Consider the following 14,602-nt stretch of genomic DNA (forward strand, 5'->3'; position numbering starts at 1 on the left):
GGCGGGATGGCGCACGCATGGCAGCCCGCCCCTGGTGGATCAGCGGTGGCGGTTGTGGCGATAGGGCAGGCCGAGGTTCTCGCGCAGGGTGGCGCCGACGTATTCGCGCTGGAACAGGCCGCGCCGTTGCAGTTCCGGCACCACGCCGTCGACGAAGTCGTCGATACCGGCATGCAGCCCGGAGAACATCACGTTGAAACCGTCGGCGGCACCGGCCTCGAACCAGTGCTGCAGGTCGTCGGCGATGCTTTCGGGGGTGCCGATCAGCACACGATGGCCGCCCGCCGTGAGCTTGTCGAACAACTGGCGCACGGTCGGCCGTTCGCGGCGGATCAGGTCGTAGACCAGCTTCTGCCGGCTCGGGTGGCTATCGGTGCTGAAGTTTTCTGGCGGCAGCGGCACCACGTCGTCGAACGGCAGTTCGGCGAGGTCGTAGTCCAGGCTGGCGAATTTCGAGATACGGCTGAGGAAGGATTGCGGATCGAGCAGCTCCTGCAGCCGCTGGTACTTGGCTTCGGCCTCGGCCTGGGTGCTGCCGACCACCGGCGAGATGCCCGGCAGCACTTTCAGGTGGTCGCGCGAGCGACCGAAAGCGACAGCCTGGCCCTTGATGTTCTCGTAGAAGTCGCGGCTTTCCTCGACGGTCTGCTGGGCGGTGAAGATCAGTTCGCCGACCCGCGCCCCCAGGCGGATACCGGCCTCTGAGGAACCGGCCTGGGCGATCACCGGATGGCCCTGGATCGGTCGCGCCACGTTCAGCGGGCCCTTGACCTGGAAATACTTGCCCTGGTGCTCGAGTAGATGCAGCTTGTCGCTGTCGAGCCAGGTGCCGCTGGCCTTGTCCTGCACGAAGGCGTCGTCGTCCCAACTGTCCCACAGGCCGCTGACCACGTCGTAGAACTCCTCGGCGCGCTCGTGGCGGTCGCCGTGCAGTGTGTGTTCACTACGGTTGAAGTTTTCCCCGCCGCCCAGTGAGGTGACCAGGTTCCAGCCGGCGCGGCCATTGCTCAGGTGGTCCAGCGAGGCGTATTTGCGGGCGACGTTGTAGGGCTCGTTGTAGGTGGTGCTGGCGGTGGCGATCAGGCCGATGTGGCGTGTCACCGTGGCCAGTGCTGGCGCCAGTACCAGCGGGTCCCAGCGCACACTGTTGGGGCCTTTCTCCAGGCCGGGGTCGAGGTCGACCTTGACGCCGTCGTTGAAGAACAGCGAATGGAAGCGCCCGGCCTCCAGTTTCTCGGCGATATAGCGGTAATGCTCGAAGCTGCGGAAGGAGTCCTTCGGCGCCTCCGGCAGGCGCCAGGCCGCGCCGGTCAATACGCCGGGAACGAAGGCGCCGAGGATGATCTTGGATTGGCTCATGGGCAGAATCTCTCCGTAGGGTGCGCCGCGCGCACCATGGGGCAGGTGCGCGCGGCGGGGCAGGTCAGAAGTTGTAGGCGACGCGGGTGTACCAGTAGGCGCCGTTGTCGTCGAAGGGCGCATTGGCGTAGGGCGGGAAGCCGTTGATGTTGCCGGTCGGGTACTTGTGCTCGTCGGGCTTGACATCGAACAGGTTGCTGGCGCCCAGCACGATGTTGAGGTTGTCGCTGAGGTCGTAGCCGAATTCCACGTCGGTGATCCACTTGGCGCCGTAGGTCTGGTCGTACTGCGGGCCGCCGGTATCGCGCTCGGTGACCTTGTCGTGGCGGGTCAGGGTCAGGGCGGCGCTGAAGTCGCCAAGGCGCCAGTCGCTGCCGAGGATCAGCTTGCTGCGTGGATAGGAGTCGGTCAGGTAACCCTGGGCGACATGATCGACCAGCGACTGGTCGATACCGATGGCGGCCAGCGCCGCCGGTGTGCTGGCCAGCTTGTCGATCTCGGTCTTGTTGTAGTTGTAGCCGAGGCTCCACTTGACCTGGCCGTACTGGCCGAAGTCGGAACGGTAGTCGGCCACCAGGTCGAGGCCGCGGGTGGTGGTGTCGGCGGCGTTGGTGAAGTACTGCACACGGTAGCCCGGCTGGTAGCCGAGGCCGCTGAGCAGGTTGTTCACGGCGGTGCCGGAGAAGTAGGTACTGCCGCTGATGCGGTCCTTGATCTTCACCTGGTAGATATCGAGGGTCACATTGGCGGACGGGGCGGGCTTCCAGGTGAAGCCGAGGCTGATGTTGGTGGATTTTTCCGGCTTCAGGTCGCTGGCGCCCAGGGCGCGGGCCAGCACGCTGTCCACCGCCGCGGTCTTGGTCAGCGCGTGTACGGCCTGGCCGCCGATGCTGGTGTAGGCGGTCTGGCTGCGGGCGAAGGCGTTCTGCGACAGCGACGGCGCGCGGAAGCCGTTGTTGAGGGTGCCGCGCAGGGCGAAGTCCGGGGTGAATTCGTAGCGCAGCGACAGCTTGCCGCTGGTGGTGTCGCCGGCGGCGTCGTCGTACTCCTCGTAGCGCCCGGCGAGGCCGACGTAGAGTTGCTCGAGCGGGTAGAAGCCGACATCCACATAGGCGGCATAGTTGCTGCGCTCTACGTCCGCCTCGTCCTCGGGCAGCAGGGTGATGGCGCCCTGGGCGCCGATCAGCGCGTACTGGCCGGCGAGGGCGTGGCCGAGCGGATACTGGTAGGTGCCGGCGGCGTAGGAGGCCGGGTCGCCGGAGATGGTCTTGAAACTGTCCTCGCGGTATTCGGCACCCCAGGAGAATTGCAGCGGCTTGCTCAGGCCGACCTCGAAGGCGCGGGAGAAATCGAGGTTGGTGGTCCACTGCTCGGCGCGTGAGGTGTAGGTCCAGAAGCGGGTCGGGCTGGCGGGGCCGAGGGAGGCGTTGAGGCTTTCCCGCGAACCGTGGTCGATTTCGTTGCGCCCGTAGGTGCTGCTCAGGTCCCAGTCCCAACCCGCGAGCAGGCCCTTGGCGCCGCCGGCGACCTGCCAGTCGGTTTCCTCGAAGGTGACGAAGGGCGCGGTGCCGTCCGGGTAGATCGCCTCGATGATATTGGTCGAGTTGGGGCGGCGGAAGTTCTGCCCGACGCGGGCATCGCGCTCGGTGTAGGTGGAGAAGGAATACAGCGACAGCTCGTCGTCGATGGGCAGTTCCAGGTTGTAGGAGCCATTGAAGCCCTTGACCTTGGGCTTGCCGTTCTTCGATACCTTGCGCTTGGCGGTGGCCTCGCGCGGGTCGGGCTGGCCGTTGACCGGGTGGTAGAAGGCGCCGGTCGCGTCCAGCGACTTGACCGCCGTCTGCTCGGAGCGACCGTCGATGGCCAGGTTGAGGAAGCCGCCGTTGGGCAGGGCGAAGCCCTGGTTGGCGGCGAGCTTGAGGTTTTCCCCGTCGCCGTCGAAGTATTCACCCCAGTAGGCGCTGGCCGAACCGCCGTGGTCCGACTCCTTGAGGATGATATTGATCACCCCGGCCACGGCATCGGAGCCATATTGCGCGGCGGCGCCGTCGCGCAGCACTTCCACATGGTGGATGGCGCTGACCGGGATCAGTTCCAGGTCCACCGAGGTCGCGCCATTGGACTCTAGGCCGCCGAGGTGCACCGACGAACTGGCATGGCGGCGCTTGCCGTTGACCAGCACCAGCACGTCGGCGGCACCCAGCCCGCGCAGCTTGGCCGGGCGGTGCACGGAGTCGTTGGAGTTGCTGCGTACCGCGCGCACATAGTAGGACGGCAGGGCCTTCTGCAGCGCCGTCTTCAGGTTGGTCTCGCCGGTTTTCTCCAGTTGTGTGCTGTCGATCACGTCGATCGGCGCCGGGCTGGTGGTGACGGTGCGCGCCTCGCTACCGCGCGAGCCGGTGACGATCACGGTGTCCAGCTTGTCGTCGCTCTGCGCGGCGATGGCGGCCAGCGGAGCGAGCAGGTAACCGGCGAGCAGCGCCGGTGCGAATGTCAGCAAGCGATTCATGGGATTCCCCTCATGGTGATGTGGCGTCAGGCATTGGCGCCCGGTTGTCATGCCTTCCGTGGCCGTACAGGCTCTTCCTGAATGAAGGCAATCCCGGGGTTTCCCTGAGGGTCTTGCCTGTACCGTCATGCCTGCGCAGGCGAGGCGACGGATACTCGAGGCACTGCATGCTGTTTTTCGGGCAACAGCGGGCCCTTGCGGTGAAGTTGCGGCCTTCACCGTTGTTCGTATGGCGTCTGGTGGGTGCTGCGATCGGCTACTGCCGCGAGGCGTCTATCGGTCCATGGCGTGCCTTCAGGTCCTCAGCAATTCGGTGAACTGCCGGTCCCACAAGGGGCGCACATCCACCTTCTGGCGGATCAGCCCGCTCTCGTGGAACAGGTCGGCCACCCGCTGTTGCGCTTCGATGGCCGAGTCTTCCACCGGCCTCAGCCGTGCCGGCTGGCTGCGCCGCTCGAACTGGCGCAGGTAAAGCTCGCGGGGAATGCCCGTCAGCCGTTCGCTACGCAGGGCCCATTGCTGCGGATGGCTTTCGATCCACGCCCAGGTGGCCTTTTCCCGCAGCAGGAAATCGCCGATGGCGGCGCGCCGGGCGTTGTTCGCCAGGGCGGCGCGAGTGGTGGCAATGAGAAAGCTGCCGGAGTAGTAGCCCTCCGCGCTTTTCAGCAGCACGCCGCCGAGGTTGACCTCGGCGTGGATGGCGCTGATGCCGCCGGTCACCAGCGCGTCGATATGGCCGTTCTGGAATGCGCCCAGGGCATCCTGTGCGGGCAGCGGGATGGCCTGCACGTCGCTCAGGGCCAGGCCGTTGCTGCGCAGCATGTTGAGCACCAGGTAGTGGGTGTTGGTGGCCCGTACGTAGCTGATGCGCTTGCCCTTGAGATCGCCGATGCGCTCGATGCCGGCATTCCTTTTGACGACGATGCCGCTCTGGTTGTTGTCGCCGCTGTAGCTGGCGATCAGTGCTAGCGGTGCCTTGGCGATGCTGGCGAAGATCGGCGGTATCTCGCTCATGAAGGCATAGTCGAGGCTGCCGCTGGCCAGGGCTTCGAGCACCAGGTTGCCGCCGCCGATATCCACCCATTCCACGGGATAGGGCGTTGTCGCCTGCCCGGCGTCTGCGAGGAAGTGGGCCGCGCCGCCTTTATAGCGCCAGACCCTGAGCGGCTCCGGCCGGGCGCCGCCGGCCAGGCCCGGCAAGAGTGTCGCGCCGGCCAGCAGGGCGCCGTTGCGCAGCAGTGTGCGGCGGTCGAGTGTGGTCATGCGTGCGACTCCCCGGTCAGTCCAGCAGGTCCGGCTGTTGCAGGCGGATACGGTCCCAGAGCGGCAGGAAATTCAACCAGCCGAAGAACTCCCGGCGTTCCTTCGACGGGCGATCCGTCGGGTCGATCTCCGGCACCAGCGGTTGCCCGGCGGCATAGGCCAGCAGGTGCGCCCTGGCGCTGTCGTCGGCCTGGATAAAGCGCCAGGCGGCGCTTTCCACGGTTGCGCCGGTGGTCCACAGGCCATGGTTCTGCCAGACCAGCAGGTTGTACTGGGCGAAGCGCTCGACGAAGGCGCGGGTGACGATTGCGCGGTCCTGCTCCAGGGCGCCACTGGCGGTGCGCAGGGCATTGCGCTGGAAAACCACCTGGTCGTCGATGAACGCCGACGATTCGGCGGTGATCGGCTCGAACAGGCGCCCGAACGACGACCAGACGCGGCCATGGAAACCGTGCACATGGGCGATGCCGACCACGTCCGGGCGGGCGCGCTGCAATTCGTAGTGCAGGTCGAGGGCGCTGGTATTGAGCAGGCCCTCACCTTCGACGACCTGGCCTTCGCCGTCCACCCGCAGCAGGTCGGACACACGGATCTGCGAGAAGGGCACGCCCAGTGGGTTGATCCAGAAATGCTCGGTCTCGATTGGATCGCGGGCGGTGAAGTGGCCGGCGACGCCGACTTCGAAGCCCAGCTCGGCGAACAGCCGGTAGGCCGCTGCCAGGCGTTGCTTGCGGTGCAGGCGTTCCGCCTGGAGGTTGTCGTGGGTCGGGACTTGCGCGGTCAGCAGGCGGTTATCGGCATGCGGCAGGGCAAGGATGCTGTGCCGGCGGGCATCATTTTCTTGGATCGTCATCGCAATCGCTCTCAGGCTCGGTGGTTGTCATGGGGATGGCGAATGAACGACATCTCGCCGAAATCGAGCGCTGCGGAATGACTGGACTCTTCCCACCCCGGCGTCTTGCGCATCGATAGCCTCCACCGGGTGAGGGGTCGGTACGGATGGAATCTACTGGAACTAAAACCCTGTGATAAATAATCTTTCGATCTAAAATTATTATTTTATTTAAATATCAATATTTATCTTTATGCCTTTTGTGCATTTTGTGGCGGCGTCTTCTCTCATCTCACAGGCGTAGAAGCGGGCTCGCCTGCGAAGCGCCGAGGCGGTGTTTGACATCGCTGTGGGCGCAGGTGCGCCGTGGGCACCGGAGCGGCGAAACCGCTGCGCGCGGTGCACCCGATACAAAGCGGGAATTCGGTTTTTCACGAAAGATAAAGCAATTTTCGTGGAAATATCGCAGATCGGATCTGCGCCGAGGCTTCGCCGCCAAGGTCGCTCCTACAGGGGCGCGCCCTGGGTTTCCAAGACCACGGCGAGTGCGTCGGGGCGCCAGAACTCGCGGTCGAACTCCACCGGTTGGCCCTGTTCGCCGAAGCTCAGGCGCTCCAGGTAGAAGCCGTTGGAACCGGGGCTGGCCTGGAGCTGGGCCGCCTGTTTCTCATCGAGGGTTTCCGGGTGCATCAGCAACGCGCTGCGCGACTGCACATGGCCGAAGCGTTCGCGCAGCAGCTGGGTGAGGGAGGTGGAGAGGTCCTGGCCGAGCAGTTCGGGGCACCACTCGGCGACCAGTACGTTGTATTCCAGCAGTACCGGGCGCTGGTCGACCCAGCGCCGCCGCTGCAGGTGGAAGACCTGCTGCTCGGGGTGGTCGAGGCCCATGCGTTTGGCCAGCCAGGCGCCCGCGGGGCCGCGTTGCGCCTGCAAACACTCGGTGCGTGGAGTACGGCCCTGGGCCGTTACATACTCCATGAAACCGGAAATACGGGTCGGGTCATAGCGGATGCGCGGCGGGCTGACGTACCAGCCGCGGCGGTTCTGCCGGTAGATCAGCCCGTCGCTTTCCAGCAGTTGCAGGGCCTGGCGCAGGGTCACCCGGGTACAGGCGAAGCGTTCGGCCAGTTCACGTTCGGCGGGCAACTGGCTGTCGGCGGGCAGCAGGTCGCGGGCGAGGTCGGTGACCAACTGGTCGCGGATCCTCAGGTAATGCGGCTGTGGCGCGCGCAGGCTCAGGTATGGCCGAGCCTGCGCGCCGTCGGCGAGCGGCAAGTCGTCGTTCATGGAGCGATACCTGTGCCCGTGGCTGCTTGCCCTTGCTGGTGTAGCTCGTTGCGCCAGGCCAGCAGGCCGTAGAACGCCAGTACGATGAAGCCGGCATAGAGTGCCGCGGTCAGGTTCAGGTCCTTGTAGATGAACAGGCCGACATAGAGGATGTCGAGGACGATCCACAGCATCCAGCTTTCCAGGTACTTGCGCGCAGCCCAGAAGCTGGCGACCAGGCTGAAGGTGGTCAGCAGGGCGTCCAGCCAGGGCACGGCGGCGTCGGTCAGGTAGTGCATCGTCGCCCCCAGCAGCAACCCGCCGAGCAGCCCGGCGCCCAGCGAGGGCAGGGCGGCAGCGCGTGGCAGGCGCTCCACGTGCACCTTGCCGGCGAGGTCGCGGCCGCTGCTCCATTGCCACCAGCCGTAGCCCTGCATCAGCACGAAGGCCAGTTGCAGCAGCATGTCGGAGTAGAGCTTCACTTCAAAGAAGATCCAGGCGTAGAGCAGCACGGCGACGATATTCACCGGCCAGCACCAGCGGATGCGCCGGGCGGTCAGCCAGACGCCGAGGATGTTGACGATAACAGCGATGATTTCCAGTGATGACATGGTTCGTTTCACTCAGAGGGAAGGGCAAGGGCCTGCCGTTTGCGGGCAAGCCCGCGTCTTCGATGGTCCGGTGGGCTAGAAACTGACGGTGGCGGACAGCCGCGCGGTGCGTGGCGCGCCCTGGAACAGGTAGCCATCTCCGGCGAAATCGCCGACATCGCGCCAGTAGCGTTTGTCGAACAGGTTGTCGACGGTCAGGCGCAACACGGTTTCGTAGCCCTGGATGCGGGTGCTGTAGCGGCTGCCCAGGTTGAACACCGTATAGCCGCCGACCTTGGCGCGGCCGGCGTAGTCGGCGTACTTGCTGGCGCTGTATTGCACGCCGCCGAGCAACGCCAGGCCATTGATGCCCGGCACCCGGTAATCGGCGGAAAGGCTGGTGCGTAGCCGTGGCACGTTGATGACCTGGTGGCCTTCGTGGTCCCGGTTGTCCGAGCCATTGACCCGTGCGCGGATGGCGCTGGCGCTGGCGGAGAGTTGCAGGTCGCGGCTGGCCTGGCCGCTGGCGGAGAGTTCGAGGCCGATGTTGCGCTGGCGGCCCTGCTGCACATAGGTGAAGCTGCCGTCGGCGTCGCTGCGGGTGTATTCGTGGGCCTGGTCGATGCGGAACAGCGCCGCGCCCAGGCTGAGCCCCTGCCAGTCGCGCTTGATGCCCGCCTCGAACTGGCGCGAGGTGGTCGGCGCGAGGATCGAGCCGCCGTTGCTGGCGAACCAGGGCGCCTCGCCGCCACTCGACAGGCCCTTGCTGTAGCTCAGGTAGAGCGAAACGTCCGGGCGCGGCTTGTGGATCAGCGCCGCATTGGGCAGGAACTCCGAGCGCCGTGTGCGACGCTTGCTGATGCCGTCTTCGTCGAACTCTTCCTCGTCGAGGCGCACCTGGCGGCCGCCGAGCAACAGTTGCCACTGTTCGTCGAAGCTGATGCGGTCGCTGAAGAACAGGCCGTACTGGCGGCTGTCCAGGCGCCGCTGCTTGGGATTGAGTGACGCGCTGGTGGGGGCGAAGTCGACGTTGTCCTGGTAGATGTTGCCGGTGCCGATCCACTCGCTGACCGCCTCACGGCGGTCGATGGTACGGCGCAGGGCGCTGCCGCCGAGGGTCAGTTCATGGCGCAGGGCGCCGCTGGCGAAGCTGCCGGACAGGGTCGTCTGCAGTTCGTCATGGCGTCGGGTGTCGTCCGGGTTGCGGTAGTCGGAGATGTCGTAGTCGCCCTCGGCGCTGAAGTAGTTGGGCACGGCCGAGGCCGCGCAACTGGCGGCGCCGTAGCAGCCCCAGGGGAAGGTGCTGTAGTCGTCGATCACCACATGGCTGCGCGAGGCGTCGAGGCTGGCCTTCCATTGGTCGCTCAGGCGGTATTCGAAGCGCCCGCCCAGGTTGTACGAGTCGATGCTTACCGGCTTGGACCAGCTCTGGTGGCCCAGGCGCTGGTCCGGATCGACGCCGCTGGGCACCTGGCTGCCGCCGAGCAACTGGTAGCCGGGCACCGAGGGCTGTTCGCGGCTCTGGTATTCGGCGTCCAGTTGCAGGCTGGCGGCGCTGGAGATATTCCAGTCCAGCGCCAGCGAGGCGAAGTCGCGCTGGCCATCGGCGTGCTCGACATAGGAGCGGATATCCTCGTGGGCGAGGTTGGCGCGCAGGCCGAACTGCTGTTCGGCGCCGAACCAGTTGCCGATGTCGGCGGCGATGTAGCGCTCGCCATCCTGGTTGCTGGCGACGGTCACGCTGCGCACGTTCTGCGGGCGCTTGGTGACGTAGTTGAGCAGGCCACCGGGTTCGCTGATGCCGCTCTGCAGGCCGGACAGCCCCTTGAGCAATTCCACCTGCTGCTTGTTTTCCAGTGCCACGTTCTGCTCGCCGGCCAGGCTCTGGCCGTTGATGCGGTAGCTGTTGGCGGCGCTCAGCGAGAAGCCGCGCACGATGAAGTTCTCGTAGTAGCCGAGCGGCGCGTAGCCATCGCCGACCGAGGCATCGTTCTTCAGCACTTCGCTGAGCAGGCGCACCTGCTGGTCATCCAGCAATTGCCGGGTGACCACCGCGACCGAAGCGGGCGTGTCCAGCAGCGGGGCGCTGCCGAAACCGGCCACCGAGGCGCTCTGCGCCTGATAGCTGTCGTTGCGCTGGCCGTGCACGGTGACGGTGTCCAGCGTGGTGAGGTCGTCATTGGCCCAGGCCAGCGCCGGGCTCAGGGCCAGGGCGAGCAGGGTCTTGCTGAAGCGGGGTTGTGGCGAGGCCATGGGAAGCTCCTGGTGTCGCGCCATGGATTCTGTGTCCAGTGCGCATGCGAAGTGTTGGAACCCGTTCAACGCCTTGTGTACCTGGCCCGCAGGGTGCGCTGTGGGCACCTCGATGATGAGGTGATGTGCACGGCGCACCCTGCCGCCAGGCAACGGGTGAAGGAGGGTGAACGGGTTCTTGGCAGGTCAGGCCGGAGCTGCTCCGGTGGTCATTGGTAGTTCGGCGATGCTTGCCCATTCCTGCAGCGAGCCATCATAGATCGAGACTTTTTCGCGGCCCAGCAATGTCAGCCCCAGGGCCACCGCGGCGGCGGATATGCCGCCGCCGCAGTAGAGGACCAGCGGTTCCTCGCCCCGCAGCAGTTCGTCGCCTAGGCGTTTGCCCAGGACGGCACGCGGCAGGTAGCGGGCCTGGTCGTCCAGCAGGCTGCGCGAAGGCCGGTTGTGACTGCCGGGGATATGCCCGCGCCGGGCATAGCGGGTAACGGCGCTGCCTTCGAACAGCCCGGCGGACAGGGTGCAGACCAGTTGCCCGGGGGCCTGCCCGGCGACGATGGCCTCGACCTGGCCGCTATCGACCCAATAGCCGGGGCGCGGGCTGGCCTGGAGCGGCGAGCCGGGCGAGGCCGCTGGTTCGTCACCCTCGTGCACTGCCAGCCCCACGCCGCGCCAGGCTTTCAGGCCGCCGTCCAATACCCGTGCGGGAATCCCCAGGCTGCGCAGGGTCCACCACAGGCGTGCGGCCCAGAAGCCGTCGTGGCGGTCGTAGATCACGATCCGCCGGGCCTCGCCGACACCCAGCCGGCCCAGCGCCGCACCGAGGCGTTCGCTGCCGGGCAGGGCGAAGCTGAAGGGGGCCTCGGGGTCTGCCAGCTCGTGCAGCAGGTCGGCATGGCGTGCTCCCGGGATATGGCCCTGGCGCCAGGCGGGCAGGCCGCTGGCGACCCGGTAGTCGCCGTCGAAGGCCGGCGCCGGCAGCTCGACGCTGGCATCGAGGATCAGCAGGCCGGGTTCCGCCAGGCACTGGCGCAGGCGTTCGACGCTGATAAGGATATCGTTCATGCGGGTTTCTCGTGCCGGGTGGATGGGGCTGGTGGTGAAGCGTCCATAGACGGTGGCTTATCCGGTTCCCATGAAAACGCCGGGTATCGGCCCCATGCCTTTCAACGTCTTTGCTAGGGGCTGGTATCCGGGCATACGTGGATTTCCCCCTCTTCCCCGACCCTTCTCCCACAAGGGGAGGAGGGAGCCGTACGCCGAAGCAATGGACGTGGACCACAACGGCTTGTCCTCAACAGTAGGCAACATGTCGAAATACCTGGGTATCAGTAGGCATGGGATGGCATCCGACGCGCCAGTTGCCGCAGCCGCTCGAGCAGTTCGGCGCCTTCCCGGTCATGGAACCAGAGGGCGTGTTCCACCAGGTAGGCGTAGGCCAGGTCGCCGCTGGCGCTGGAGCCGACCAGGCTTTCGAAATAGACCAGCTCGGACAGCGCGAAATCGGCATGTACCAGTGGCAGCAGGTCGGCCAGGGTGAGCAGCTCGTCACGACCCAGGGGCCTGATCTGGCGATAGCCGGCGAGCAGCGCCAGCAGCGCGTCGAGATCGACCTCCAGGCGGGCGCCGGGCTTCAGCTCGAGCCAGGGAATGCAGTTGCGCTCGATGGCGCTGGCCAGGTCGAAGAGGGCGAAAGTGCGGTCAGCCAAGCCGAAGTCCAGCACGCTGGCGACCGCATCGTCCTGCCATAGCAGGTTGGAGGCGTGCCAGTCGTTGTGCGTCCACAGTGGCGCCTGGGCGGCCAGGCGCGGTTGCACGGCACGCTGGAACGGCAGCAGCGTTTCCTCTATATCCCGCCGCCATTCACGCTTCGCCAGCGAGCGCGCCAGTTGCGGCTGGCGCCCGGCCTGCGCGGCGATGGCGCGCAACGGATCGGCCTGGCCGAACAGGCGCAGGTTGGCCACCAGCACCGGCGTCTGGCGCGCGCCGGCGGCATGGCCCTCGGCGGCGCGGTGCAGTTCGCCCAGGGCGATACCGGCGGCCCTGGCATGGGCGGCATTGGCGAAGGGCGACCAGGACAGCGCGTCGCGGTACAGGTCCTGCCCCTGGCCCAGCGGCAGCACTTCGTAGGTCCAGTCGCCGAGGCCGATCGCGCTCTGCCCGTCGCGGTCATGCAGTGGCGGCGTGACGCGGGCGCCATGCTGGTGCAGGTGGCGGACGAAGCGGTGTTCCTCGTCCAGCCAGGCGGGTTGGCGCACGCTGCGGTGATGGCGCTTGACGATCACCTGGGTGTCGCCGCTGGCGACCCTGGCGGCTGCCGAGAAGGGCCTCGGGCTATGCCAGGCGATGGCGTGCACGCTGCCCAGTCGCGGGTAGCGTGCGAGCAGCCCGGCCACTTCCGCTTCCTCCAGCGCCGGCCAGTCCGGTTCCACCGGTTCCAGGCCCAGGCCGTGGGCGGTGTGCTTGCTGTCGTGCCTGGGGTCGTTCATTGCGCGGCGTCCGGCAGGTAGTCGTTGAGCACGGCATTCTGACCGACTTCGGGGTCGTCCAGTACCGCATGTTCGTGCAGCCAGCGAGCATAGGGGTCGACCAGTTCGCGGCGCTGTTGGCCCCAGCGCCCCTGATGCAGCCAGGTGGGCGCGATACGCAGCAGCGAGCGCGCCAGCAGTTCCGTGGGAAAGTAGGGCGTGGCCCGCTCGTAAGCGGGCAGCGCGGCCAGTGGCTCGGCGGCGGCGGCGAGGAAACCGCGCGCGGTGACGGCGAGAAAACGGCGTGCCAGTTCGGGCTGCTGGTCGAGCAGGCGCTCATGGGTGCCGAGCAGGTAGCTATGGTAGGCCGGCGCGCCGATCCGGTCGACCGGCCAGACCTGGCGGCGCTCTTCGGCGACGGGGCTGTCCATCAGCCCTTCCCAGGCCCAGTAGCCGCCGAAGCTGGCCTCGGCGGCGCCAGCAGCGAGCTGTTCCGGGCGCAGCTCGCGCACACCGCTGTCGACCAGGATAACGGCGTCCGGATCGCCGCCGTCGACAGTCACCAGGTGGCGCACCATGGCCAGGCCGCGTGGGGTCGGGTTGAGTGCCAGGCGCTTGCCGGCCAGGTCCCGTGGGCGCTCGATGGCGAAGTCGCGCAGGCTCTGGATCGACTCCAGCCCACCATGGTTGATCGCCGCGATACCGCGCAGCGGCTGGCCCTTGGCGCGGCGTACCAGCAGGCGGTTGCTGGGGAATACGCCGAAGTCGGTCTCCCCGTCGAGCAGGTGTTGCAGGCTGTCGCCATGGTAGGGGTCGGGTTGCGCCAGGCGCACATCCAGCCCGGCCTCCCGATACCAGCCCCGCTCCCGCGCGAGGTAGAACCCCGCCGAGTTGGGCCAGGGGTGGAAATACTCCAGCATCACCCTTACCACGATCATCCGAACACTCCACAAGTCGCTGTTTGCGGCGTATTCAATGGGAGGGCTTCTGGTATATACCAATATTCTTTGGCGCTAATTACATGCGTTTTTCGAATAAAAAACAGGGCTGATTATTTCCTGTTTCAGGTGTACATATAGATTGCCCGGGGCGCTTGAGGGGCATGGCGGTATCCGGGCACACGCGCGTACTGGTGTACAGCGCGATATTTTCATTCTTGATAAATATTTAGATTTTCATTAATTTTCGGTGGTGTGGCTATTTGCCATATTTCCTTGGGTGAGCCTCAGGCTCAACATTCCACCCTCGGTTTTCCATGTATGGACCCTGCTGCCAACGGACGGTGTTCTCGATGCGGTTACTGCTTACGCAGCCCTGCTGCCCATTTCTTCCCGCGTTTCTCGTGCAGTGTCTTCCCCTGCGTGGCCAGCACCTGTCGGCGAGCCTGACGTTCGCGCACTCGCTGGAGCGCCCCGCGGCCATCGAGCGAGGGGAGCGGCCGGTGCATTTTCGCCTGGATGTTCTTTTCTGATCTGATTCGTTGCCAGGAGGCCCCGCGACATGGACGTTCGTAGCCCGCTGTTCCAGAACATCGCCACGGTGCTGATCGGGGTGCTGTTCCTCAATCCGATCGTCAGCGTGGCGGCGGAGGTCAGCGTGGCGGCGGGTGGTGGTGCGACGCTGGACCAGGCGGGCAATGGCGTGCCGATCGTCAATATCGCGGCGCCGACTGGCAGCGGGCTGTCGCACAACCGCTTCAATGAATACAACGTCGGCCCGCAGGGGCTGATCCTCAACAATGCGACGGGCAGGACCCAGGGCACCCAGTTGGGCGGCATCGTCCTGGGCAACCCGAACCTGAACGGCCAGGCGGCGGGGCTGATCCTCAATGAAGTGACGGGCGGCAACCCGAGCCAGCTCAAGGGCTATACCGAGGTGGCGGGGCAGTCGGCGGCGGTGATCGTCGCCAACCCGCACGGCATCACGTGCAACGGCTGTGGTTTCATCAATACGCCCCACGCGACGTTGAGCACCGGCAAGCCGGTGATCGAGGGTGGGCGTCTCGAGCGTTTCGACGTGGATGGGCTGTCTCTTATACACATCTGACGCTGCCGACGATCGCATA

At 66.1% G+C, this 14,602-nt stretch carries 10 protein-coding genes and 1 pseudogene; 1 reads left to right on the plus strand and 10 read right to left on the minus strand.

From position 1 onward, the window contains the following. Nucleotides 1–39: 39 nt before the first annotated feature. From DNJ95_RS11945 to DNJ95_RS11990, 10 genes are all read right to left on the minus strand, one after another. A complete protein-coding gene (locus DNJ95_RS11945) occupies nt 40–1,359 on the minus strand; it encodes an LLM class flavin-dependent oxidoreductase (protein ID WP_131184954.1) in 1,320 nt (439 codons plus the stop codon). Between the two features lie 64 nt (nt 1,360–1,423). Continuing rightward, the gene (locus DNJ95_RS11950) at nt 1,424–3,868 is read right to left on the minus strand and encodes a TonB-dependent receptor plug domain-containing protein (RefSeq protein WP_131184955.1); all 2,445 of its coding nucleotides are present in this window, start codon (nt 3,866–3,868) and stop codon (nt 1,424–1,426) included. 294 nt (nt 3,869–4,162) lie between these two features. Continuing rightward, complete coding sequence (locus DNJ95_RS11955) at nt 4,163–5,131, minus strand: ABC transporter substrate-binding protein (protein WP_131184956.1); 969 nt, start codon at nt 5,129–5,131, stop codon at nt 4,163–4,165. 16 nt (nt 5,132–5,147) lie between these two features. After that, nucleotides 5,148–5,984: a class II aldolase/adducin family protein gene (locus DNJ95_RS11960; RefSeq protein ID WP_131184957.1), complete on the minus strand. Its 837-nt coding sequence runs from the start codon at nt 5,982–5,984 to the stop codon at nt 5,148–5,150. A gap of 486 nt (nt 5,985–6,470) precedes the next feature. Then, nucleotides 6,471–7,250: a UTRA domain-containing protein gene (locus DNJ95_RS11965; protein ID WP_131184958.1), complete on the minus strand. Its 780-nt coding sequence runs from the start codon at nt 7,248–7,250 to the stop codon at nt 6,471–6,473. Then, complete coding sequence (gene pnuC, locus DNJ95_RS11970; protein WP_131184959.1) at nt 7,247–7,840, minus strand: nicotinamide riboside transporter PnuC; 594 nt, start codon at nt 7,838–7,840, stop codon at nt 7,247–7,249. Before pnuC ends, DNJ95_RS11965 begins: the two co-directional genes overlap by 4 nt. Before the next feature lie 75 nt (nt 7,841–7,915). Beyond that, a complete protein-coding gene (locus tag DNJ95_RS11975) occupies nt 7,916–10,072 on the minus strand; it encodes a TonB-dependent siderophore receptor (RefSeq protein WP_131184960.1) in 2,157 nt (718 codons plus the stop codon). Between the two features lie 186 nt (nt 10,073–10,258). Continuing rightward, nucleotides 10,259–11,134 carry a sulfurtransferase gene (locus DNJ95_RS11980; RefSeq protein WP_131184961.1) on the minus strand — a complete coding sequence of 292 codons (876 nt, stop codon included), beginning with the start codon at nt 11,132–11,134 and terminating at the stop codon, nt 10,259–10,261. Nucleotides 11,135–11,397: 263 nt separating this feature from the next. After that, on the minus strand, nt 11,398–12,558 hold the full coding sequence (locus DNJ95_RS11985) for a phosphotransferase enzyme family protein (protein WP_131184962.1): 1,161 nt from the start codon (nt 12,556–12,558) through the stop codon (nt 11,398–11,400). Continuing rightward, nucleotides 12,555–13,475, minus strand: coding sequence for an ABC transporter substrate-binding protein (locus DNJ95_RS11990; protein ID WP_131184963.1), 921 nt, complete (start codon nt 13,473–13,475; stop codon nt 12,555–12,557). The genes DNJ95_RS11985 and DNJ95_RS11990 overlap by 4 nt, the downstream gene beginning before the upstream one ends. A 562-nt stretch (nt 13,476–14,037) precedes the next feature. Here DNJ95_RS11990 and DNJ95_RS11995 point away from each other — a divergent pair. Next, a pseudogene (locus DNJ95_RS11995) lies at nt 14,038–14,574 on the plus strand (two-partner secretion domain-containing protein); the annotation flags it as partial. Nucleotides 14,575–14,602 lie beyond the last annotated feature (28 nt).

It is taken from the genome of Stutzerimonas kirkiae, from assembly GCF_004327335.1.
GTDB classification, from domain to species: domain Bacteria; phylum Pseudomonadota; class Gammaproteobacteria; order Pseudomonadales; family Pseudomonadaceae; genus Stutzerimonas; species Stutzerimonas kirkiae.

Bases quoted from the DNA above. Each gene is read 5' to 3' on its own strand.
- DNJ95_RS11945 (WP_131184954.1), bottom strand. From the start codon at position 1,359: ATGAGCCAATCCAAGATCATCCTCGGCGCCTTCGTTCCCGGCGTATTG.
- DNJ95_RS11950 (WP_131184955.1), bottom strand. From the start codon at position 3,868: ATGAATCGCTTGCTGACATTCGCACCGGCGCTGCTCGCCGGTTACCTG.
- DNJ95_RS11955 (WP_131184956.1), bottom strand. From the start codon at position 5,131: ATGACCACACTCGACCGCCGCACACTGCTGCGCAACGGCGCCCTGCTG.
- DNJ95_RS11960 (WP_131184957.1), bottom strand. From the start codon at position 5,984: ATGACGATCCAAGAAAATGATGCCCGCCGGCACAGCATCCTTGCCCTG.
- DNJ95_RS11965 (WP_131184958.1), bottom strand. From the start codon at position 7,250: ATGAACGACGACTTGCCGCTCGCCGACGGCGCGCAGGCTCGGCCATAC.
- pnuC (WP_131184959.1), bottom strand. From the start codon at position 7,840: ATGTCATCACTGGAAATCATCGCTGTTATCGTCAACATCCTCGGCGTC.
- DNJ95_RS11975 (WP_131184960.1), bottom strand. From the start codon at position 10,072: ATGGCCTCGCCACAACCCCGCTTCAGCAAGACCCTGCTCGCCCTGGCC.
- DNJ95_RS11980 (WP_131184961.1), bottom strand. From the start codon at position 11,134: ATGAACGATATCCTTATCAGCGTCGAACGCCTGCGCCAGTGCCTGGCG.
- DNJ95_RS11985 (WP_131184962.1), bottom strand. From the start codon at position 12,558: ATGAACGACCCCAGGCACGACAGCAAGCACACCGCCCACGGCCTGGGC.
- DNJ95_RS11990 (WP_131184963.1), bottom strand. From the start codon at position 13,475: ATGATCGTGGTAAGGGTGATGCTGGAGTATTTCCACCCCTGGCCCAAC.